The sequence below is a fragment of the Streptomyces sp. NBC_00193 genome, from assembly GCF_026342735.1.
GTDB lineage: Bacteria > Actinomycetota > Actinomycetes > Streptomycetales > Streptomycetaceae > Streptomyces > Streptomyces stoeckheimensis.
On record NZ_JAPEMM010000001.1, the window covers coordinates 6,031,246 to 6,052,467 of the forward strand.

Genomic DNA, 21,222 nt, shown 5'->3' on the forward strand with positions numbered 1-21,222 from the left:
CAGGGGGCGGACGCGCAGACGGCCGGGACGACCGGCGAGGTGTGGGACGTGGTCGTGGTCGGGGCGGGGCCGGCCGGGTCCTCGGCCGCGCACGCGGCGGCCGCCGCGGGACGGCGCGTTCTGCTGTTGGAGAAGGCGGAACTGCCCCGGTACAAGACCTGTGGCGGAGGGATCATCGGCCCCTCGCGCGATGCGCTGCCGCCGGGATTCGTGCTCCCCTTCAAGGACCGCGTCCACGCGGTCACCTTTTCCCTGGACGGGAAGTATCCCCGGACCAGGCGCTCCAAGCAGATGTTGTTCGGGCTGATCAACCGGCCCGAGTTCGACGCGGCGCTGGTCGCCGAGGCGGAGAAGGCCGGCGCCACGGTCCGTACGGGTACGGCCGTCGCGCGCGTGGAACAGCACGGGGCGTCCGTACCCGACCGGCGCACCGTCGCGGTGGTCCTCGCCGACGGCGAGACCGTGCTGGCCCGGGCCGTGGTCGGCGCGGACGGCAGCGCGAGCCGGATCGGCGCGCACGTCGGCGTCGAGATGGACCAGGTCGACCTCGGCCTGGAAGCGGAGATTCCCGTCCCGGAGACGGTCGCCGCGGACTGGAAGGGCCGGGTCCTCATCGACTGGGGGCCGCTGCCCGGCAGCTACGGCTGGGTCTTCCCCAAGGGCGACACCCTCACCGTCGGGGTCATCTCGGCGAAGGGCGAGGGCGCCGCGACCAAGCGGTACCTGGACGACTTCATCGCCCGGCTGGGCCTGTCCGGCTTCGAACCGGCGCTCTCCTCCGGGCACTTGACCCGCTGCCGGAAGCCCGGATCGCCGCTTTCGCGCGGCCGGGTCCTGGTCGCGGGCGACGCGGCCGGACTGCTGGAGCCGTGGACCCGGGAGGGCATCTCCTTCGCGCTGCGCTCGGGGCGGCTCGCCGGGGAGTGGGCCGTGAAGATCTCCGAGGCGCAGGACGCCGTGGACGCGCGCCGCCAGGCCCTCAACTACGCCTTCGCCGTCAAGGCCGGGCTGGGCGTGGAGATGGGCGTCGGCAAGCGGATGCTGGAACTCTTCGAGGCCAAGCCGGGCCTGCTGCACGCGGCGATCACCGGCTTCCGGCCGGCCTGGCTGGCCTTCGCGCGGATCGCGCGGGGGTCGCTGACGCTGGCCGAGATGGTGCGTACGTACCCGCTGGCGCGCAAGGCGCTGCACGTGCTGGACGCGCGGCAGGCGCGGAGCCGGGGTGCGGGGCCGGGCGGGGCCGGCGTCGAGTCCGGGGCGGAGTCGGGTTCCGAGTCCGGGTCCGGCTCCGGGTCGGGGTCGGGGTCGGGTTCCGGGTCCGAGGAGCAGGGCGGAGCCCAGGGAGGGGCCAAGGGCTGAGCCCGGGTCCGTTCCCGGGCTGAAGTCGCCGTCCCCGGTGGGAGAACGGCGGCGTCGAAGTGCGGAGTGTGGCGGTCTTGCCGGTATGCCGGCGAGGCCGCCGCCGCGTTTTTCGGGGGCGGGTGGTCAGGAGGTGAGGGTGATGCGGAAGACCGGGTGGTCGGGGGCGGCGGCCTGGAGTTCGGGCTCCGAGGACTTCGCCGTGACCCCGTTGAAGAACCGGTTGACCTCCCAGCCCCACTTCTTCAGGTAGCCGCGCAGTACGACGGCCTGCTCGGCGGGGTCGGTGATCTCGGTGACGGTGAAGGTCTGCACCGTGCGGCCCAGACGGAGTTCGCCGCCGCCCGCGGCGCGCATGTTGCGGACCCACTGGGAGTGGCCGCGGGCGGAGACCAGGTACTGGGTGCCGTCCTGGTGGTACGGGTTCACCGGGATCCGCTGCATCGTGCCGGAGGTGCGGCCGCGCACCGACAGCTCGGCCGTTCCGGCCAGGCTCATGCCCAGGCGGGCGAGCTTGCCGATGAGGGCGTTGAAGCGGATCCCGAGCGGGCCGGCCTGGACGTAGTACGGCTTGGGCGCGTTCATGGTGGCCTCCGAGGCGTTTGGCGTTTGGGAGAGCACTGCTCTCGCTTGAGAACAGTGTGCACGGATCGCCGCTCCAAAACAAGAGCAGTGCTCTCTGAATGGAGCGGCGCTCTTGTTGGTGGGCAGTGCTCTGATCGCGTGGCAGACTGACCCCATGAGCACCGTGCGAGGGGCGAGGGAACGAGCCCGCATCGAAGTCACCGCCGCCATCAAGGACGAAGCGCGCCGCGCACTCGCGGCGGAGGGCGCAGCCAAGCTGTCGCTGCGCGCCGTCGCCCGCGAGCTGGGCATGGTCTCCTCCGCCCTTTACCGCTACTTCCCCAGCCGCGACGAGCTCCTCACCGCCCTCATCGTCGACGCCTACAACAGCGTCGGCGCCGCCGCCGAGGCCGCCGACTCCCGCTCGCTCGCCGCGGGCGGCACCCCCCGCGCCCGCTGGGCCGAGGTCTGCGCGGCCGTCCGCGGCTGGGCGCTGGAGCACCCGCACGAGTACGCCCTCATCTACGGCTCGCCCGTCCCCGGCTACACCGCCCCGCTCGACACCATCGGCCCCGCCTCCCGCGTGGGCAACGCCCTCATCGGCATCGTGCGCGCCGCCTACGAGGGCCGTGGCATCGCCCTCCCGCCGCTCCCCGCCGAGCTGCGCCCCGAGGCCGCCCGCATGGCCGCGGACTTCGCCGAAGGACTGCCCCCCGAGGTCGCGGCGGCCCTGGTCGCCGCCTGGGCGCAGCTCGTCGGGCTGATCTCCTTCGAGCTGTTCGGCCAGTTCAACCGGGTCGTCGAGGACCGCGACACCTTCTTCGCGCACGCCGCCGGACAGCTGGCGCACGGGGTCGGACTGCCCGCCGTATAGAGCCGGGCGGGGCCGTGCAGGGCCGTCCCGGCGGGGGCCGTCCCGGCGGGGGCCGGAGATGGTTCGCTTGTCAGTTCCTCGTACGGAAGCAGGGGATTCGGCCCTGGCGCGCCCGGCGGCCCGTCTAGTGTTCCTCGGGCCGGGGTCGGGTCCTGTCCCGGTTGCCGTTCCCGGCGCCCGGCCATCGCCCCGGCGTCGTCCTGCCGCCGCCCCGCCGCCGCCCCGAGGAGCCGTCATGACCCGCGCCGCGAAGGCCGTTTACGCCATCCTGGCCACCCTCTTACTGGCCGCGCCGGCGCCGGCCGTCACCGCGTCGGCGAGTTCGGAGCCGAGCCGCGCCCAGGCCGGGGACCGCACCCCGGCTCTCGCCCCGGCCCCGACCCCCGCGGTGAGACCGACGCCCCGGGCGGCCGGCGTACGGGGCCTGGAGATAGCCGTCCCGGCCTACGTATGGGCCGACGACCCGATGCTCGTCGATCTCACCGCCACCAGCCCGGCCGCCTCGGTCGTGGTCCTCAACCCGGGCAACGGCGACTCCCCGTTCGACGCCCCCTGGCGGGCCCGCGCCGACGTCCTGCGCACCGGCACCACCGCCACCGGCGAGAAGACCAAGGTGCTCGGCTACGTCCACACCGACCACGGCAACCGCGACATCGCCGCCGTGAAGGCCTCCGTGGACAACTACCTCAAGACTCCCGACGGCCGCCTCCACGTGGACGGCATCTTCTTCGACGTGGTCAGCCGCGACTGCGGCCCGGCCAACGCCACCCGCGACCACTACGCGGAGCTCCGCCGCTACGTGCAGGACACCATGGAAGCCGTGGCCCCCGGCACGTCCGACCTGGTCGTCAACAACCCCGGTACGGCCATTGCCGACTGCTACCTGGAGCCCGGCCGCCGCACCGCCGACGTCTTCGTCACCTTCGAGGACACGTACGCGGCCCACACGGGCGCCGGCTGGCTCGGCGGCAACGTCTTCAACGCACTCACCGGCTACCGCTCCGGCGCCGAACTCGACCCGAGCGGCACCGCGTTCTGGCACCTCGTGCACGACGTCCCGGACGCCTCCGCGATGCGCGCGACGCTCCGCACGGCCTTCGAACGCGGCGCGGGCTACGCCTACGCGACCAGCGCGCAGATGCCGAACCCCTGGGACGCGCAGCCCGGTTGGAAGTACCGCGCCCAGACCTCGTACGCCTCAACCCTGGGCTGAGCCGCACTCCGTCCGCCCGACGGCGGTGATCTCGACGGTCCGGCCGTCGGGGTCCACGAGCCGGTGGCGCCCCGGGGCGAGCGGCGGACGCGCCGCGGACGCGTCCACGGCCAGCCCCAGCCGCAGGACGCCCGTGAGCCGGTCGTCGCCGGCGGGATAGAGCTCGCGGACCATGCCGTCCGGGAGGACGGCCGCGTAGTGGTCCGGCCCGCGGCCGTGGCGTTCCGCGGTGAACGCCAGGCCCAGGTCCGCGTAGAACCGGCGGCAGTCCTCCAACCGCGGCGTGTACAGCACCAGGAGCGAGACCCGGGCCGTGGACGCCCGTCCCTCACGGTCGGGGACGACGACGCTCTGCGTCGGCGGGGCGGGCCGTACGGCCGGGGAATCCATGCGGTCCACTGGAGAAGCGCCCCGGGCCCTATCGGCCGTCGTTCTCGGGGCGGCGGGCGAAGCGCCACAGGACGTGGGCGATCCGGAGGAGGAACACCGTCGCGGCCAGGGCGCCGCCCACCGTCGCCAGGATCCGGCCGGTCGTGGGGGAGAGATCGAAGGCCAGGGCGGGGGCGTACAGCGCCGCGAAGACCAGTCCTGCCGCGAAGACGCCACTGACGAAGGCGTACGCGATCTCGATGGTGATCGCGTCCCGGTCGGCCTGACTACGTCGCTCCATGGGCGCAGTCTCGCCGCCCGAGCCGTGTCCCGACAAGGGCGCCACGGCGTCCCGCCGTGCCCGGGGGTCAGATTCCGGCCGTGTCCGCCCAGAGCCGGGCCAGTTCCGCGTCGCCCGTCACGCCCGGTCCGGTGAGCGGCAGGCGGTTCCACAGGGCCGAGTAGAGCCAGGAGGCCTCGCCCGTCAGGGTGCAGTCCGCCTCCGCGCCGTCCGTGCCGTGGGCGTCTCCGCGCACCGTGCGCGCGGGCTCCGGCGACAGGTGTACGGTCCACACCGCGCCGGTGTCGGAGGCCCGTACCCGGAGCACCCGCGGCTCCGCCGTCCGGACCCGGCTCTGCGGCCGCGCGTGGAACCCGGTCAGCAGCTCGTCCACCCCGTCCTCCGCGAAGCCGGGGTCCACCGCCCCGAAGGGCACGCCCAGCGCGGCCTCCGCGTCCATCCGGTGCACGGTGGTCTCGTGCGCCTGGCGCCGCGCCCAGAAGGCCAGCGGCGAAGGCGGCGCGGTCGGCAGGAAGGTCCAGCAGTGCGCGTCGGCCGAGGTCCCGGAAAGGGTCCGCACCAGCGTCGCGTGCCCCTCGCGGAACCAGGCCAGCAGTTCCGCGCCCACCAGCTCCGGCGCCTCCGGGAACGGCGCCCGCTCGGTCAGTCCCTGCGCCACGTACCCGGTGGCCCAGCGGTGCACGGAGCCCGTGTGGCGCAGCAGATCCGCGACCCGCCACTGCGGACAGGTGGGCACCAGGGCGTCCGTACCGGCCCGTTCGGCGATGTCGGCGAGCTGCTCACCCTCGCGGGCCACGGTCTTCACATAGCTGATGATCTCCATGCCAGGAGTCTCGCAGCCGCCCGCGGGGACGCACAACGAAGGATGATGGAGGTCACGGAGGAGGTGGCGGAGCAGGTGGCGGAGGGCGTGGAGCACCCGGACACGCAGCACCCGGCCGGCGAGCTCTTCCCGCGCGAGCGGGCCGAGATCGTGCCCGGGGCCGTGCACGTGCCCGACTGGCTGGGGCCCGGGCGGCAGCGGGAGTTGGTGGAGGCCTGCCGGGAATGGGCCCGGCCGCCCGCCGGGCTGCGTACGGTGCGCACGCCGGGCGGGGGGACGATGAGCGCCCGGCAGGTGTGCCTGGGGCTGCACTGGTACCCGTACGGATATGCGCCCACCGCCGTCGACGGGGACGGTACGCCGGTCAAGGCGATGCCCGACTGGCTCGCACGACTGGGCCGCAGCGCCGTGGCCGCCGCGTACGGGCAGGCTCCGGGTCCGGGGGTCGCGTACGACATCGCCTTGGTCAACTTCTACGAGGGCGACTCCCGCATGGGCATGCACCGGGACGGCGAGGAGCGCTCGGAGGCCCCGGTGGTCTCGCTGAGCCTGGGTGATTCCTGCCTCTTCCGCTTCGGCAACACCGCCTCGCGCGGGCGTCCGTATCGGGACGTTGAGCTGCGCAGCGGGGATCTGTTCGTCTTCGGCGGACCCGTCCGACGGGCCTTTCACGGGGTGCCGAAAGTCCTGCCCGGCACCGCTCCGCCGGGCCTCGGGCTGACCGGGCGGCTGAACATCACACTCAGGGTCGGCGGGCTCGGCTAGCGGGCGGCGTCCTCGACCCTCCGATCATGCGAGGATCGCTGTCATGAACGGCAACGGGGCCCCGCGGCGGGTGGGGGATGTGACCACGGTGTCCGCTGGGACGGACGGGACGGGCGGAGCGGAAGGGACGGGCGGGGTCGAAGGGGCCGGCACGGCCGAGGGATCCGACAGGGCCTCGACCTCCACCTCGGCTTCGGCCTCCGCTTCGACCTCGGCTTCGGCTTCGGCGTCGGCCTCCGCGTCCGCGGCAGCCGGCTCCGCACGGACCAAGCTGGAGCGGGGCCGTGGCGCGCTCGGGCCGGCGCTGGAGCTCGTCCACACCGGCCGGGCCCCGACCCGCGCGGTCCTGACGGCCGAGCTCGGTGTCACCCGCGCCACCGCCGGAGCCGTCGCCGCCGAGCTGGAGGCACTCGGCCTGATCCGCGTGGACTCCCGCCCCGGCGGGGCCGGCGGAACCCAGGGCCGCCCCTCGCACCGGCTCTCCGTGGACGAGAACGGCCCGGTGGCCCTGGCCGCGCAGGTGCACTCGGACGGGTTCCGGGCCGCCCTGGTCGGGCTCGGCGGCCGGATCGTCGCCACGGCTCCCGGCAGGGTGCCCGTGTCGGCCGACCCGGCGCAGGTCCTCGGCGCGGTCGTCGAAGCCGGGGCCGCGCTGCTCGCACAGACCGGCCGTCGCTGCATCGGCGCCGGCCTCGCGGTGCCCTCGGCGGTCGCGGAGCCGGAGGGCACGGCGCTGAACCCGCTGCACCTGGCCTGGCCCGCCGGTTCCCCCGTGCGGGCCATCTTCGCCGACTGCGTGAAGGAGGCCGGCATCGACGGCCCGGCGCTGACCGGCAACGACGTGAACCTCGCCGCGCTCGCCGAGCACCGGCACGGTGCCGGCCGCAGCGCGCAGCACCTGCTGTGCGTGGCCACCGGGCACCGCGGGGTCGGCGGGGCGCTCGTCCTGGACGGCCGTCTGCACAGCGGGAGTTCGGGCCTGGCCCTGGAGGTCGGCCACCTCACCGTCAACCCCGAGGGGCGGGCCTGCCACTGCGGCAGCCGCGGCTGCCTCGACGTGGAGGCCGACCCGCTGGCCTTCCTCACCGCCGCCGGGCGCACTCCGGGCCCCGAGGTGTCCCTGCTCCAGCAGGCCCGTGACCTGCTCCGCGAGGAGTCGGCGGACCCGGGAGTGCGGGCCGCAACCGAGGAGCTCATCGACCGGCTCGGCCTGGGCCTCGCGGGCCTGGTCAACATCCTGAACCCGGACCGGATCATCCTGGGCGGACTGCACCGGGAGCTGCTCTACGCCGACCCCGAGCGGCTGCGCGCGGTGGTCGCGGACCGCAGCCTGTGGGGCCGCAGCGGCGGCGTGCCGATCCTGCCGTGCACGCTCGACCACAACAGCCTGGTCGGCGCCGCCGAGCTGGCGTGGCAGCCGGTGCTGGACGACCCCCTCGGGACCCTGGGCACGGCGGCCTGACGGCTCGACGACCCCTCCGGGCGGCTGCTGCGGCCGGAGGCTACCCGGGCCGGGCGCCGACCGAGGCGGTCACCGACAGGCCGGCGGAGACCGGCTCGGGGGGTGCGGCGACGGGCGGGGCCGGCGCGGGGTCCCGTACGGCCTTCTTCTCGGGCTTCTTCCCGGGCAGGAGCGCCGGGCGCTCGGCCAGGAGCACCGGGTGGCGTTCCGGTGCGGCCGGTCCGGGGGCGGCGCGCAGGGAGAACCACACCACCTTTCCCGGGCAGTCCTCCTGCTGCCGGGCGCCCCACGCCTCGCTGAGGGCCTCCACGAGCGCGAGCCCGCGGCCGGAGGTCTCCAGGGCGTCGACCGGGGAACCGCCCACGGGGCGGGTGGACCCGGCGGGCACAGAGGCCGCGTCGGACCCGGAGGATCCACGGTCTCCTGTGGACCCGCAGTCCCCGGAGTGCCGGAGCATCGGGAGGCGGGGGTCGCTGTCGTAGACGGAGACGGTCAGCCGGCCGAGTCGGAGCTCGATCTCGACGGTGCACGTCTTGTCCGGCTGCGCATGGCGGTGGACGTTGCTGAGCAGCTCCGTCACGCCGAGCGCAGCCCGGTCTATGAGCGGATCGAGCTGCCAGTGGCGCAGTTGCGCTGAAACGATTCGGCGGATCTGTCCGATCCGCAAGGGCAGGGCCTGCAGTTCGACGACGCAGTGCCTGCGGGAATGACTGATCACGGCTGCGACTCCCCGACATCAGTGTTACGGGTGCTGCACCCTCGGTGACGCCTCCCCAGGGTCACCCACTGTGGGCCTGTGTGCAACCGAACGCGATCGAAAGGCATCCGCATGGATACCCAAAGTGACCGTTTGTGCAGGTGAGGGGGGTACATTGCGAAAGCGGGCGGAGCGAGGCGAAGAGGCGCCGGGCCGTCCCAGGACTCGGGACATCGGGAAGTACGAAGGAGCACGGCGCATGAGCACCACCGGGACGACCGCCACGACCATCGACGTCGACCGCAGCGACGCGGACTACCGCGCGTGGCTGAAAGAGGCCGTCCGCAAGGTGCAGGCGGACGCGAACCGCTCGGCCGACACCCACCTGCTGCGCTTCCCGCTCCCCGAGGCCTGGGGCATCGACCTCTACCTCAAGGACGAGTCCACCCACCCGACGGGCTCCCTCAAGCACCGTCTCGCCCGCTCCCTGTTCCTCTACGCCCTCTGCAACGGCTGGATCCGCCCCGGCCGCCCCGTCATCGAGGCCTCGTCCGGTTCCACCGCCGTCTCGGAGGCGTACTTCGCCAAGCTGATCGGCGTCCCGTTCATCGCCGTCATGCCGCGGACGACGAGCCCCGAGAAGTGCCGGCTCATCGAGTTCCACGGCGGCGAATGTCACTTCGTCGACGACTCGATGAAGATGTACGAGGAGTCGGCCGAGCTCGCCGCCCGCACCGGCGGCCACTACATGGACCAGTTCACGTACGCGGAGCGGGCGACGGACTGGCGCGGCAACAACAACATCGCCGAATCGATGTACCAGCAGCTGCGGTTGGAGCGTTACCCCGAGCCCACCTGGATCGTGGCCACGGCCGGAACCGGCGGCACCTCCGCGACGATCGCCCGCTACGTGCACTACATGCAGCACGACACCCGCATCTGCGTCCCGGATCCGGAGAACTCCTGCTTCTTCGACGGCTGGACCCGGGGCGACGCGCACGCCACGAGCGATTGCGGCTCGCGCATCGAGGGCATCGGCCGCCCCCGGATGGAGCCGAGCTTCGTCCCCGGTGCCATCGACCGGATGATGCGGGTCCCGGACGCCGCGAGCGTCGCCGCGTGCCGTGCGCTGGAGCGGGTGATCGGCCGCAAGGCCGGCGGCTCCACCGGCACCGGGGTCTGGAGCGCGCTGAAGATCATCTCGGAGATGGTGGCGGAGGGCCGCACGGGCAGCGTCGTGACCCTGCTCTGCGACGGGGGCGAGCGCTACCTCGACAAGTACTACTCCGACGCGTGGCTGGCGGAGCAGGGGCTCGACATCACCCCGTACGCGCGGACGCTCGACACCATGCTGGCGACCGGCGTGTGGAGCGAGCCCGTCGGCTGAAACGTTTCCCTGTCCGGGACCGGGGTCGCTGGCTACGCTGTGCTGACTTCGGGCACGGGTCGGGCAGTGCGGGGCGGGGCGGGGAGCGATGGCGGAGAACGCGGGCAGCGGCGGCGGCGACGGCAGCGGCGGCGACGGTTCCGGGAGCAGCGGCAGCGGTACGGGTGGTGAAGGCGCGGGCGGCGCAGGGCCGTTGACCTGTCCCCGGTGCGGCCGGGAGGACCAGGTGCTCGGCGTGTCCGCCGCGTACCTGCGCTCCAAGGCGAAGATGCGGGTGGAGCGTGGTGGCGGCGAGGACGAGATCGTCACGACCCGCGAGGAGAACTCGGAACTGGCCAAGGCCCTGGCGGTCGCTCCCGACGAGCCGGACAGCGGCACCGCGGGCTGTATCGGGGTACTGCTGTTTCTCGCCTCGGTCGGCGCCTTCGTCTGGAGTGCGATCGAGGGGAAGTGGTTCGAGGACGGCAGTACGTTCCCGCGCCTCTACGGGACCGATGACGCCCCCTTCACGGTCGACCAGCCCTCGACCTACCTGGTCTGGATCGGTGCGGCCCTGCTGCTCGTCGGCATCGTCCTCCTCGCCCTGTCGGGCCGGGCCGTACGGACCTGGCGCCGCCGGACCGAACCGGGCCGGGTGGCCGCCGACCGCGTCTGGGCGGACGGCTGGTACTGCGGCCGTTGCGGCACGGTCCACTTCGCGGGCGAACGGGCCCTGTCCCTGCAGGAGTTCCGGACCCGCGTCTGGTCGGCGGGCGGCTACGGGGACCTGGCGGTGCGGCACCCCGCGGTCTGAACCGTGGCGGCCCGGCGGGCCCGTGGCGACAACCCCGTAGGCACGGCAGCGCCGGCTGCTTACGCTGTCCGGACTTCGATCACGGCGCGGCCTCGGGGGGAACCATGGCGGGCATCGAGTACAACAGGCCGGAGCGGGACGCGGGGGCGGGCGCGCCCCGCGCGTGCCCCCACTGCCGCCAGGCCGACCAACTGCGTGCGGTCCAGGCGGTGTTCCTCGAGGGCCACCGGCACGTCCGCACGGAGAGCGGCACGGGGGACCAGCGGCACGCGGTCACCCGGGAGGTGGTCTCGCGGCTGGCCCGTGCGCTGGCGCCGGCCCCGCCCGCACCACGGGTCCAGGGGCGGGGATGTCTGGGTGCGTTCCTCGTACTGGTGGCGGTCGGCACGTTCCTGGCCGGCTCGCTGGCCGGGCACTGGTTCGCCGGGAGCACGGGCGAGTCCGGGCCCGTATATCCGTACCCCGGATGGGACGAGCCCGCCTCCGGACCGGAGCCCGGTCTCTTCTTCCTCGGCGTGATCGCCGCGATCGCCCTGCTGGGCGCCGTCCTCCTCTTCGCGGGCGTGGCCCGGGCCAACCGGGCGTACCGCGCGCGGACGGAGCCCGGCCTGGCCGCCGCCGAGCGGCTCTGGGCCCGGGGCTGGTACTGCGGGCGCTGCGCCCGAGCGCACTTCGAGGGGGAGTCCGCGGCGCTGACGCTCCAGGAGTTCCGTGTGCGGGTGTGGACGGCCGGGGGGTACGGAGACCTGGCCGACACTCACCCGGCGGTCGATCTGCACGTAGCCCTCCGGCCGGACGGGTCCTACTGATCCGACCCCCGCCGCCGGGCCGCCAGTCGCAGGTCCAGTGCGCGGACCGCCGAGCGGAACGAGTGGCCGAGGGCCGGCCGGGCCGCGGCGAGGGCGAGGCGGACGGTGGGCGGGCCGTCGGCGGCGAAGGTCCACTGGACGTGGGTGCCGGAGCCGGAGGGGGTCAGGCGCCACTCCTCCAGCAGGGCCTGTATGCCGGGGGCGTTGGTCTTGTCGACCCGGTACGCGTAGCGTCGCTCCGGATCCGCGGCCATGATCGTCTCCTCGAACCGGACCCCGCCCGCCAGCCTGATCGCGCGCCCGGCGCCGCCGTCCATGGGGCGGGCCCCGGTGACGGCCCGGAACCAGCTCGGCCAGCCCTCGACCTCCTCGGCCAGCGCCCGGTACACCTCCTCGGGAGCCGCCGTGGCACGGCCGGCGAAGACCAGGCGGGTGGGGGCGACTTCGATGAAGTCCAGTCCTACGGGGCGGAGTAGGCGGTGCATGGCGGCACTCCCTCGGTTCGGCGGACGGACGGTGGCATCCGGCGGGCTGTCACCTTAGCTGTCGGTCCGTCAGTTGTCCGCCGCGGGGTCGGCAGGCGCGGGACAATGCCGTACATGCTTATCAGAGCAGCACACACCGACGAGCTGTCCCTCCTGCAGGAGATCGAGCGGGCCTCCGGTGAATGCTTCCGGACCATCGGCATGCCGGAGATCGCCGACGACGAGCCGCTTCCGCTGGAGGAACTCCTCGGCTACCGGCGGGCCGGCCTGGCCTGGGTCGCGGCCGAAGGCACCGGGGCGGGCACCCCGGTGGGCTATCTCCTCGCCGACCGGGTCGACGGGAACCTCCACGTCGAGCAGGTGTCGGTGCATCCGCACTGGGCTCACCGCCGCATCGGACGGTCCCTGCTGGAGCACCTCGCGGAGCGGGCCCGGGCGGAAGGCGCTGCCGCACTGACCCTGACCACCTTCACCGACGTGCCGTGGAACGCCCCGTACTACGCCCGGTGCGGATTCCGGACCCTGGACGAGAGCGGCCTCGGGCCCGGCCTGCGCGACATCCGCGACCGTGAGGCCGTGCACGGGCTCGACCGCTGGCCCCGGGTGTGCATGCGCCGGGACGTGTGAAGGCGGGTGTGAGCGTGCGTGCGGGGCCCGCGGCCGGCGGGGCCCGCGGTCAGGGTCACAGGTCCGGGAGGTCCGCCGGGTACAGCAGGGTGAGATCGTCCTTGCTCGGCTCCGACAACTGCGCGACCCGCCCCGCGTGCCGCTCGACCATCGACTCGAAGGTCTGGCGTGCGGTGCGGCCGTTGCCGAAGGCGGGCCCCTTGGGCAGGTCGGTGAAATATGTCAGCAGGGCGTCGGAGGTCTTCTCGCCGAGCAGGTACTCGTGCTCCTCGGCCTGCTGTTCCACGATCCGCAGCAGCTCCTCGGGCCCGTAGTCCCCGAAGGTGATGGTCCGGGAGAAGCGGGAGGCCACCCCCGGGTTCACGGTGAGGAAGCGGTCCATCTCCGCCGTGTACCCGGCGACGATCACCACCACCGCGTCCCGGTGGTCCTCCATCAGCTTCACCAGGGTGTCGATCGCCTCGCGCCCGAAGTCACGGCCCGAGTCCTCGGGCGCCAGCGCGTACGCCTCGTCGATGAACAGCACCCCGCCGCGCGCCCGGTCGAAGGCCTCCTGGGTGCGGATCGCGGTGGACCCGATGTGCTCGCCGACCAGGTCGACCCGGGACACCTCCACGAGGTGGCCGCGCTCCAGCACCCCGAGGGAGGCCAGGATCTCCCCGTACAACCGGGCCACGGTGGTCTTGCCGGTACCGGGGGAGCCGGTGAAGACCAGGTGGCGGCGGACCGAGGCGGCCTTGAGCCCCGCCTGCAGGCGGCGCCGGCCCACCTCGATCATGTCGGTGAGCGCGCGGACCTCGCGCTTGACGCTGTCCAGTCCGACCAGCGCGTCGAGGTGCCCCAGCACTTCGGCCGAACCACGGGCCGCGGGCTGCCCGGTCGGGCCGGAGTCCGGTTCGTCGGCCGGCCGCTGGGCCGGCACCCGCTCGGCCGTGCCCACCGCCGCGGGGCCCGGCGCCGCCGACACCGTACGGATCCCCGTACGCTCCCCGGCCGCCGCCACGCCCGCACCGGACCCGGCGCCCGCGCCGGAGGCGGACCGGGCGGCGAGGCGCGGTCCGGACTCGTCGCTCGTGCAGTCCTCGGCGACCGGGCCGTCCTCCGCGAACTCGTAGCCCCCGCGCGCGCAGCGCTCGGTGTGGCAGCGGTGCAGGGCGGTGCGGCAGCCGTCGATGACGTGGAAACCGAAGCCGGCGCTGCCGGTGACCCGGCACGCCGTGAAGGTGCCGCGCCCGCCGGCGGACACGTAGAAGCCGGCTTCGGAGGGGGAGGTGACCGTGCACCGCTCCAGCGTGGGATCCGCGCCCTTGGTGACGATCACGCCGGTCTGGACGGAGTCGATGGAGCAGTTGGCGAGGGTGCCGCCGCTGCCGTGGTCGCGGAACCAGGCCCCCGTCGCCGCCTCCCGGATCCGGCAGTCGTCCAGCTGGGCCGTCGCCCCGTCGCTCACCGAGACGGCGGTGTTGCGCACTTGGGAGATGTCGCTGTCCACGACGTCCACGCGCGAACCCCGGTCCAGGACGAACAGCGCGTCCGGTACGTCGTGCACCCGGCAGGAGTCCAGCGAGACCCCGGCTCCGTCGCTGATCCAGACGGCCGGATAGTCGCCGGTGCTGTCGTGGATCTCGCAGGAGTCGGCGACGACGCGGGTCCCCGGATCCCACACGGACAGGCCGTTGCGGCCGAAACGGCGGACGCTGGTGCGGCTGAGCGTGAGCACCGAGCGGGAGCGCAGGTCCACCGCGTTCTCGGGGATGTCGTGGATGTCGCAGCCGGCGAGCGTGAGCACGGCGTCCGTGTCGAGGGTGACCCCGTCGGCCGAGGTGCGGTGGACCGCGCAGTCGGTGAGCACGGCCGTGGCCCGGGCGGCGATCTGCACCCCGGCGCCCTTGATCTCGTAGACCTCGCAGCCCAGCGCCTCCAGGCCCGAGCCGTCCCCGGTCACGGCGATGCCGGCGCCCGTGGCGTGGTGGATCCGGCAGCGCTCCAGCCGGGGGCGGCCACCGCCGCGCACGGACACCCCGGTCTGGCCGGCGGCCACCACCTCGCAGTCGGCGAACACCCCGCCGCCGCCGTCCAGTACGGCGATCCCGATCCCGGCCGGATTCTCCACCGTGCAGCGCCGCACCAGCGGCCGCGCACCGCTCCCGCGGACCTCGATGCCGGCCGCCGACCGGGTGCTCACCCGCAGGTCGGTGAGCTCGGGGGAACCGTCCTCGACGAGGAGCGCGGGCGCCGTGGGGTCCTGGCCCTCCAGGTGGATGTCCTGGATGACGGCCGAGGCGCGGACGGTCAGCGCGACCCCGTCGAGCGGTGCGATCCGCACCGAACCCAGCGAGCCCTCCGGACCGCGCAGGGTCACGGCGTGGTGCAGCACCAGATTCTCCCGGTACGTGCCCGGCGCGATGGACAGGACGTCGCCGTCGCCCGCCACGGCCAGCGCGGCGGTCAGCGTCGGATAATCACCGGAGCGGCGACGCCACCGCGAGGAACCGCCGTGCGTCACCTGGACCGTGCCCTGAGCCATGGTGCTGTCGTGCCCCCACCCTCGTGTTCCGTAAGTCCGCCTGCCCGCCGGAGCTGCGGCTCCGGCGCTCCACCGTAGCGCGCGCGGGGCCGGTGAGTTGCCAGGTCAGCTGCCCGCATCCGCCCGGCCCCAGTCCGGCCCCGCCGCGGCCCACGCGCGGTCCAGCCGGATGTACCGCCGATGCATGAGCCTTCGTACGACCAGACGGCGAAGCGTCTCGACGAGCGCGGCGATGCCCAGGGCCGCCGCGAGCCCCGCCACGACCGCGTGGAAACTGGCGGAGGAGGGGTCGAGGGGCTGTCCGACGAGCCGGCCGTGCGTATCGGTCCATATCCGGAACCGGTCGCCGGGATGCGGCGGTTCCTCCGCGGCCGGCACCGTCCCCTGGTGGTTGCTGCCGTCGGGCGCCGTCCACGACGCGACGATCTGCGTGCGCTGCGGGGTCTGGCGCTGCGCCGCCGGATCGGTGGCCGCACCGAGGAGCGGATCCGGGGTCGGCCGGACCACCACCGCCGGTACGAGATGGCGCTCCTCCCGCTGTTCGCGCGCGGCCCGCTGCAGCGTGCCGTCCACCCGCACGCCGGCGGCCCAGCCGATGGCCGGAGCCACCAACAGGACGCACAGCAGCGCCGCGAAGGCCATCCAGGCCTCGAATAGATCCGTCTGGCGGCGCAGCGGATTGCGCCGCCAGCGCCACACTCCCATTGCTGTCCGCACGGTCCGGCTCCCCCTACTTGTGCCAGTCTGCGCCTGCCTGCCGTCCCAGCCTCCCGCATGCCCCGGCCACCCGCATTCCGGGACGCGCGAGACGTGTGTCACCCGATCCGGTGCTCACGTCCCGAATGTTCCAACGGGCAGGCGGTGGCGGTTGGTTCCAGGGGGACGCGAGAGCCGCTCGAAGGTGTCATTCCGGGTGGTCCCACCGGCCCTCCGGCGGCTTCCCGACTTCTCGGCCCCCGGCGGCTCCGCGGCCCCCGGTGGGGCTGCGGACGTCCTCACGCCAGGACGCGCACCTCGTCGCCGACCCGCAGCGTCCCCAGCCGCACCGGCACCAGCAGCCGGCCGAAGGCCAGCGACTTCCCGATCCGCCGGTGCCTGGCCAGGGTCTGGAGCGGCTCCTTGCCGCGGATCGCCGTGGTCTGGTCGGTGGTCGTCACGACACAGCGTCCGCACTCGCGCGCCCCGCGGAAGACGGCGTCGCCGATCGCGACGCGCTCCCAGCCGTCCTCGGCCCATGCCTCCGCTCCGGACACCACCACGTTCGGGCGGAACCGGTTCATCGGGAGGGGGCCCTCGCCGGGATGGGATCCCTGCGCGATCAGCACGTTGAGCGCGTCCAGCGAGGCGAGGGTGGTGATCAGCAGCGGATAGCCGTCGGCGAGGCTCACGGTCTCGCCGGGCAGCGCGTACGCGGGATCGACCGGCCGGCGTACGGCCGGGTCGTCCAGGTGCACCAGGTGTGCCGGTACGCCCAGGTATGCGGTGAACCAGTCGGCGGCGGCTTGCGCCGCCGCAACGGTGTCGATCTTCTTGCCGAAGAGGATCACCGGCTCCAGCGGACCCCGCTCCGGGACCTCCACCGTCAGATCCGCCATGCCCGGCGCCGAGACCTCGAACCCGCCGCCCCCCAGCGGACGGGCCCGTGCCAAGGCCAGCCTCGGCTGCTGGCGTTGGGTGATGACCGTGCCCTCCCCGTCCACCACCGCCCACCTGCGGTCGCCGGACAGACCCCAGGGCTCCACGGCCACCTCGTCGGGTGCCGTCCCCGCCACCGATTTGACGGGATGGACGTGGAGCGCCTGGACACGCAGATTCACCATGGGGAAATACTGCCAGCCGTCCTCACGGACTCCGCGGCGACCTCGTCGAAGAGGGCCGGCCGGCCGTGGCGGTCAGTAACCGCGTCCCTGCGGCTGGTACGGACGTCCGTACGGGTCCTCGAACGAGGCGGCCGGGACGGGCGCGGGCTGCGCCTGCATCGGACGCGGCGCGACCGGGCGCATCGCCTCGTACCCGGCGCCCGTGGCGACCGGGCGGGGCTGCTGCGGCTGGGGCTGCGGAACGTAACCCGTGCGGGCCGCGAACGGCTGCGGCTGCGGCTGCTGCGGAACGTACGGCACCGGCGCCTGCTGGAGCGGCATCGGCATCGACATCGACATGGGCTGCGGCATCGGGGCCATCTGCTGCATCTGCTGCATGTGCGGCGCCTGCTGGGGCGCGGCCTGCTGCTGGTACGGGTACCCGTACGCCGGGGCCGGTTGTTGTTGCGGGCGGGCGGGCGGCAGCGCCGCCGGCAGTGCGGGGAGCGCGGACGCGAGGGCCGGGAGGTACCCACCGCTCGAGTAGCCGGCGCTCGGCGAGTCGTAGGCGGCGGGGACGCGGATCGGGGCGATCTGCGGGGTGCCGCGTTCGGCGACGAGGGAGTCGTAGATAGGGGTGTCCGGGAAGGAGGGCGCGGAGTAGTAACCGCCGCCATAAGTGGAGCGGGGGGAGGTCATGGACCTAAGTTAAGCCCACGACTTCACCGGGTCCATAGCGAGGTGCCGTCAACACCGCCCTGACCTGCATATTCGCAGGTCAGGGCCACAGCTTTCACTTCACGTTCACGTGCACGTTTTGGTCACTTCCGCCCCGTCTTGCTCCTACTCGTACTCACCGGTTGGGTGTTGCACGAATCCGGCGCCGGCTCAGCGCTGACGAGGCGTCACAACCCCGTGACCTCGGACGACGTGAAGTCGAAGGGCGGAGTCCGGTTTCAGGCGTCGCCGGGGCGGGCATATGTACGGCCCTTCCACGCGGCTCCGCGCCCGCGGTAGTGCTGTACGGCCGAGTCGACGGTCATCAGGAGGTAGAGCAGCGCGGTCAGCGGGAGCAGCGGTGCGAGGGCCGCCGGCTGGCGGTAGTAGCGCAGCATCGGCAAGTACGTGCCGGCCATCAGCAGCCAGGCCAGGCCGCCGGCCCAGGCGACGGCGGGCCGGCCGGAGGCCAGTCCCGCGAGGAGCGCGGCCGGCGGCACGAGGTACACCAGGACCAGCCCGGCCACCGTCCCGGCCAGCAGGGCGGGGTGGTGGCGCAGTTGCGCGTAGGCGCTGCGGGAGACCATCCGCCACAGGTCCGCGAGGGAGCTGTACGGGCGCACGCTGTCCACCCGCTCCGCGAGGCCGAGCCAGATCCGCCCGCCGGTGCGCTGGACCGCCCGGGCGAGCGAGACGTCGTCGATGACGGCCTGCCGGATCGACTCCGGAACCCCGGCCCGCACGGCCGCCTCGGTGCGCAGCAGGACGCACCCGCCGGCGGCGGCCGCGGTGCGGGCTGCGGGGCGGTTGATCCAGCGGAAGGGGTACAGCTGGGCGAAGAAGTACACGAAGGCAGGAACGATCAGCCGCTCCCAGACGCTGACGGCACGCAGCCGGGCCATCTGGGACACCAGGTCGAGGTCGGCCGCCGTCGCGGCGCAGACCAGCTCGCGCAGGCTGTCGGGCGCGTGGGCGATGTCGGCGTCGGTGAGGAGGAGGTAGTCGGGGACGGGGCCCGCGCCGGAGCGGGCGTGGGCGATGCCGTGGCGCAGCGCCCAGAGCTTGCCGGTCCAGCCCGCGCCGGGCTCGCCGGGGGAGAGGACCGTCAGGGGCAGCCCGCCGGGGTGCGCGTCGGCGAGCCGCCGGGCGAGGCCGGCCGTGCCGTCCGTACTGCCGTCGTCGACCAGGACGACCTCGGCCTCGCCGGGATAGTCCTGCGCGAGGAGCGAGGGCAGGCTGTGCGGCAGCACCCCGGCCTCGTCCCGGGCCGGGACCACGATCGCGACGGACGGCCAGCGGGCGGGGGCGTGCCGCGCGGGCAGGCGCGTATCGGTCCGCCAGAACATGCCTTGGCCGAGGGTGAGCCAGAGCCAGACGACGAGCGAGGCGCACGCGGCGACGAGGAGGTAACCCATCCCGGCAGTCTGCCGGGAGCGGCACCACGGGGGGTGCCGGGACACCGGGGTTCGGCGGTCCGGATCGGGGCGGGGGCCACGGGTGCGGCTGCACGGACACCCCCACGGGCGGGAGCGCGGTCGCCGGGTGCCGGTTCGCCGTCGGGCGGGGGGTCGGCCGGGCCCGTTGCCCCGGGGGGAGCGGGGGGATCGATTAAGGTGACCAAGTGAAGATCGCCCTCATGGACTCCGGTATCGGCCTCCTCGCGGCGGCCGCCGCGCTGCGGCGGCTGCGGCCGGACGCGGAGCTGGTGCTGTCCAGCGACCCCGACGGGATGCCCTGGGGTCCGAGGACTCCGCAGGACCTCACCGGGCGGGCCCTCACCGTGGCGCGGGCCGCCGCCGCGCACCGGCCGGACGCGCTGATCGTCGCCTGCAACACCGCTTCCGTACACGCCCTGCCCGCGCTGCGCGCCGAGCTGGAGCCGTCGATCCCGGTCATCGGGACCGTACCGGCGATCAAGCCCGCCGCGGCCGCCGGAGGGCGCGTGGCCATCTGGGCCACCCCCGCCACCACCGGCAGCCCCTACCAGCGCGGCCTGATCCGCGACTTCGCCGACGGGGCGCGCGTCACCGAGGTGCCCTGCCCGGGTCTGGCCGACGCCGTCGAGTCCGGCGACGAGGCCGCCGTCGTACGGACCGTCGCCGCGGCCGCCGCGCTGACCCCGGCCGACGTCACCGACGTGGTGCTCGGCTGCACCCACTACGAGCTGGTCGAGGCCCCCATCCGGGCCGCGCTCGACCGGCGCACCGGCGGTGGCGCGTACGTCTTCCACGGCTCCGCCGAGCCCGTCGCCGTCCAGGCCCTGCGCCGGCTCGGCGCCCGCCCGGAGCCCGGCCTGCCGTACACCGGCGGCCTGACCGTCCTGCTCAGCGGCCGCCCCGGCACGCTCCCCGGGGCCGCGCTCAAGTACGCCGAAGGCCGCCTGCTGACCGGGCGGGGCGCCGGCGTGGGGGCAGCGGCCGGAGGATCCGTCTCGGGCTGACCTCAGGGGGCGCGGACCTCAGGGGGCGCGGACCTCAGGGGGCGCGGACCCCCGAGGGAGCGGACCTCAGCTGAACGCGCGGCGGTAGGCGTGGGGGCTGACCCCGGTGGTGCGCTTGAAGCGGTCGCGGAAGGCGGTCGGCGAACCGAAGCCGACCTGGGCGCCGATGCGTTCGACGGAATGCTGCGTGGTCTCCAGGAGGTGCTGCGCCTGGCGGATGCGGGCGCGGTGGAGCCACTGCAGCGGGGTGCTGCCGGTCTGGTCGCGGAAGTGGCGGATCAGGGTCCGGGTGCTGGTTCCGGCGCGGGCCGCGATGTCGGCGAGCGTGAGCTCGGAGGCCAGGTTCTCCTGCAGCCAGGCGAGCAGGGGTTCCAGCACGGAACCCCGCGGGGTGGGAACGTGGTCGTGCACGATGAACTGCGCCTGCCCGCCCTCCCGCTCCAGGGGCATGACGGACAGCCGGGCCGCGTCGGCGGCGACCGCCGAGCCGTAGTCCTTGCGGATCATGTGCAGGCACAGGTCCAGGCCCGCGGCGGCGCCGGCCGAGGTGAGGATCCGGCCGTTGTCGACGTACAGGACGTCCGGGTCGACCTCGATGTCCGGGTAGGTGGCGGCGAGCAGATCGGCCGCCATCCAATGGGTCGTCGCCCGCAGGCCGTTCAGCAGCCCGGTGGCGGCCAGCGGGAACGTCCCCGAGCAGACGGAGGCGATGCGCGTGCCCTGCTCGGCCGCCGCCAGCAGCGCGGCGCGGACGGCGGGGGCGAGCGGGGCCGTGGGTACGTCGGTACCGGGCACGATGATCGTGTCCGCGCCCCGGAGTCCGTCCAGCCCCCACGGTGCGCGCAGGCTGAAGGAACCCGCGTCGACCTCCGGCTGCTCGGCGCACACCCGGATCTGGTAGCCCGGGCGGCCGTCCGGCAGGCGGGTACGGCTGAAGACCTCGATCGGGGTGGCCAGATCGAAGGGGATCACCCGGTCCAGGGCGAGGACGGCGACAGTGTGCATGGCCGGAACATACCCGGTTGCCGGGCTGACCGGATGGGCCGTGTGATCCTCGGACCGCATCTTCGCGCAGGTCGGGGGTGTCTGCGAGCCGGAATGAGGGCCATGGCGTTATCCCGTTGGAAGGTGTCATTAATGCCACTGGGGCAGGGTGCACGGGACCCATAGCGTCGAGGGCGAGCCCGGATCGGCACGGACCGGGCCGCCGC

22 protein-coding genes are annotated in these 21,222 nt (G+C 74.0%); 10 read left to right on the forward strand and 12 right to left on the reverse strand.

Annotated elements, in window-relative coordinates; translation table 11 throughout:
* The first annotated feature begins 39 nt into the window (after window positions 1-39).
* Window positions 40-1,359, forward strand: coding sequence for a geranylgeranyl reductase family protein (locus OG898_RS27045; RefSeq protein WP_323184906.1), 1,320 nt, complete (start codon window positions 40-42; stop codon window positions 1,357-1,359).
* A gap of 126 nt (window positions 1,360-1,485) precedes the next feature.
* Here OG898_RS27045 and OG898_RS27050 read toward each other — a convergent pair whose 3' ends face one another.
* The gene (locus OG898_RS27050) at window positions 1,486-1,944 is read right to left on the reverse strand and encodes a nitroreductase/quinone reductase family protein (RefSeq protein ID WP_250738910.1); all 459 of its coding nucleotides are present in this window, start codon (window positions 1,942-1,944) and stop codon (window positions 1,486-1,488) included.
* Window positions 1,945-2,098: 154 nt separating this feature from the next.
* On the opposite strand from OG898_RS27050, the gene OG898_RS27055 reads away from it, so the two are divergent.
* Both OG898_RS27055 and OG898_RS27060 read left to right on the forward strand, forming a co-directional pair.
* Window positions 2,099-2,797, forward strand: coding sequence for a TetR/AcrR family transcriptional regulator (locus tag OG898_RS27055; protein ID WP_266959760.1), 699 nt, complete (start codon window positions 2,099-2,101; stop codon window positions 2,795-2,797).
* 235 nt (window positions 2,798-3,032) lie between these two features.
* The gene (locus OG898_RS27060) at window positions 3,033-4,010 is read left to right on the forward strand and encodes a spherulation-specific family 4 protein (protein ID WP_250738913.1); all 978 of its coding nucleotides are present in this window, start codon (window positions 3,033-3,035) and stop codon (window positions 4,008-4,010) included.
* Here OG898_RS27060 and OG898_RS27065 read toward each other — a convergent pair.
* The 3 genes from OG898_RS27065 to OG898_RS27075 form a co-directional block, all read right to left on the reverse strand.
* On the reverse strand, window positions 3,996-4,400 hold the full coding sequence (locus OG898_RS27065) for a glyoxalase/bleomycin resistance/dioxygenase family protein (RefSeq protein ID WP_266959762.1): 405 nt from the start codon (window positions 4,398-4,400) through the stop codon (window positions 3,996-3,998). The genes OG898_RS27060 and OG898_RS27065 overlap by 15 nt on opposite strands.
* 28 nt (window positions 4,401-4,428) lie before the next feature.
* A complete protein-coding gene (locus OG898_RS27070; RefSeq protein WP_266959764.1) occupies window positions 4,429-4,680 on the reverse strand; it encodes a DUF6332 family protein in 252 nt (83 codons plus the stop codon).
* 67 nt (window positions 4,681-4,747) lie between these two features.
* Window positions 4,748-5,503: a maleylpyruvate isomerase family mycothiol-dependent enzyme gene (locus OG898_RS27075; RefSeq protein ID WP_266959766.1), complete on the reverse strand. Its 756-nt coding sequence runs from the start codon at window positions 5,501-5,503 to the stop codon at window positions 4,748-4,750.
* Between the two features lie 45 nt (window positions 5,504-5,548).
* Between OG898_RS27075 and OG898_RS27080 the strand changes: the two genes are divergently transcribed.
* Together OG898_RS27080 and OG898_RS27085 are read left to right on the forward strand one after the other, a co-directional pair.
* Window positions 5,549-6,268, forward strand: a complete 720-nt coding sequence (locus tag OG898_RS27080) for an alpha-ketoglutarate-dependent dioxygenase AlkB (protein ID WP_266959767.1) — start codon at window positions 5,549-5,551, stop codon at window positions 6,266-6,268.
* Window positions 6,269-6,311: 43 nt separating this feature from the next.
* Window positions 6,312-7,730 (forward strand): ROK family transcriptional regulator, encoded by a 1,419-nt coding sequence (locus tag OG898_RS27085; protein ID WP_266959768.1) that lies wholly within the window; start codon window positions 6,312-6,314, stop codon window positions 7,728-7,730.
* A 40-nt stretch (window positions 7,731-7,770) separates the two neighbouring features.
* Here the strand turns inward: OG898_RS27085 and OG898_RS27090 are convergent, their stop codons facing one another.
* Window positions 7,771-8,448 (reverse strand): ATP-binding protein, encoded by a 678-nt coding sequence (locus tag OG898_RS27090; RefSeq protein WP_266959770.1) that lies wholly within the window; start codon window positions 8,446-8,448, stop codon window positions 7,771-7,773.
* Between the two features lie 238 nt (window positions 8,449-8,686).
* Here OG898_RS27090 and OG898_RS27095 point away from each other — a divergent pair, with 238 nt between their 5' ends.
* The 3 genes from OG898_RS27095 to OG898_RS27105 all read left to right on the forward strand — a co-directional run bounded on the left by OG898_RS27095 (window position 8,687) and on the right by OG898_RS27105 (window position 11,416).
* Window positions 8,687-9,814 (forward strand): PLP-dependent cysteine synthase family protein, encoded by a 1,128-nt coding sequence (locus OG898_RS27095; RefSeq protein WP_250738923.1) that lies wholly within the window; start codon window positions 8,687-8,689, stop codon window positions 9,812-9,814.
* An 88-nt stretch (window positions 9,815-9,902) separates the two neighbouring features.
* Window positions 9,903-10,607, forward strand: coding sequence for a hypothetical protein (locus tag OG898_RS27100; RefSeq protein ID WP_266959772.1), 705 nt, complete (start codon window positions 9,903-9,905; stop codon window positions 10,605-10,607).
* 104 nt (window positions 10,608-10,711) lie between these two features.
* Window positions 10,712-11,416 (forward strand): hypothetical protein, encoded by a 705-nt coding sequence (locus OG898_RS27105; protein WP_266959774.1) that lies wholly within the window; start codon window positions 10,712-10,714, stop codon window positions 11,414-11,416.
* Here the strand turns inward: OG898_RS27105 and OG898_RS27110 are convergent.
* Window positions 11,410-11,901, reverse strand: coding sequence for an SRPBCC family protein (locus tag OG898_RS27110; RefSeq protein WP_266959776.1), 492 nt, complete (start codon window positions 11,899-11,901; stop codon window positions 11,410-11,412). The genes OG898_RS27105 and OG898_RS27110 overlap by 7 nt on opposite strands.
* 114 nt (window positions 11,902-12,015) lie before the next feature.
* Here OG898_RS27110 and OG898_RS27115 point away from each other — a divergent pair, with 114 nt between their 5' ends.
* Window positions 12,016-12,528 carry a GNAT family N-acetyltransferase gene (locus OG898_RS27115; protein ID WP_250738929.1) on the forward strand — a complete coding sequence of 171 codons (513 nt, stop codon included), beginning with the start codon at window positions 12,016-12,018 and terminating at the stop codon, window positions 12,526-12,528.
* A gap of 55 nt (window positions 12,529-12,583) precedes the next feature.
* Here OG898_RS27115 and OG898_RS27120 read toward each other — a convergent pair whose 3' ends face one another.
* The 5 genes from OG898_RS27120 to OG898_RS27140 form a co-directional block, all read right to left on the reverse strand.
* On the reverse strand, window positions 12,584-15,055 hold the full coding sequence (locus tag OG898_RS27120) for a right-handed parallel beta-helix repeat-containing protein (protein ID WP_266959778.1): 2,472 nt from the start codon (window positions 15,053-15,055) through the stop codon (window positions 12,584-12,586).
* Between the two features lie 105 nt (window positions 15,056-15,160).
* The gene (locus OG898_RS27125) at window positions 15,161-15,772 is read right to left on the reverse strand and encodes a hypothetical protein (RefSeq protein WP_266959780.1); all 612 of its coding nucleotides are present in this window, start codon (window positions 15,770-15,772) and stop codon (window positions 15,161-15,163) included.
* Between the two features lie 278 nt (window positions 15,773-16,050).
* Window positions 16,051-16,875, reverse strand: a complete 825-nt coding sequence (locus tag OG898_RS27130; RefSeq protein WP_250738939.1) for an MOSC domain-containing protein — start codon at window positions 16,873-16,875, stop codon at window positions 16,051-16,053.
* A gap of 72 nt (window positions 16,876-16,947) precedes the next feature.
* Complete coding sequence (locus OG898_RS27135) at window positions 16,948-17,553, reverse strand: DUF6643 family protein (RefSeq protein WP_250738941.1); 606 nt, start codon at window positions 17,551-17,553, stop codon at window positions 16,948-16,950.
* A gap of 257 nt (window positions 17,554-17,810) precedes the next feature.
* The gene (locus OG898_RS27140) at window positions 17,811-18,986 is read right to left on the reverse strand and encodes a glycosyltransferase (protein ID WP_250738943.1); all 1,176 of its coding nucleotides are present in this window, start codon (window positions 18,984-18,986) and stop codon (window positions 17,811-17,813) included.
* 206 nt (window positions 18,987-19,192) lie between these two features.
* Between OG898_RS27140 and OG898_RS27145 the strand changes: the two genes are divergently transcribed.
* Window positions 19,193-20,011 (forward strand): glutamate racemase, encoded by an 819-nt coding sequence (locus OG898_RS27145; RefSeq protein WP_250738945.1) that lies wholly within the window; start codon window positions 19,193-19,195, stop codon window positions 20,009-20,011.
* A gap of 66 nt (window positions 20,012-20,077) precedes the next feature.
* Here OG898_RS27145 and OG898_RS27150 read toward each other — a convergent pair whose 3' ends face one another.
* Window positions 20,078-21,016 carry a GlxA family transcriptional regulator gene (locus OG898_RS27150; RefSeq protein ID WP_250738946.1) on the reverse strand — a complete coding sequence of 313 codons (939 nt, stop codon included), beginning with the start codon at window positions 21,014-21,016 and terminating at the stop codon, window positions 20,078-20,080.
* Between the last annotated feature and the right edge of the window lie 206 nt (window positions 21,017-21,222).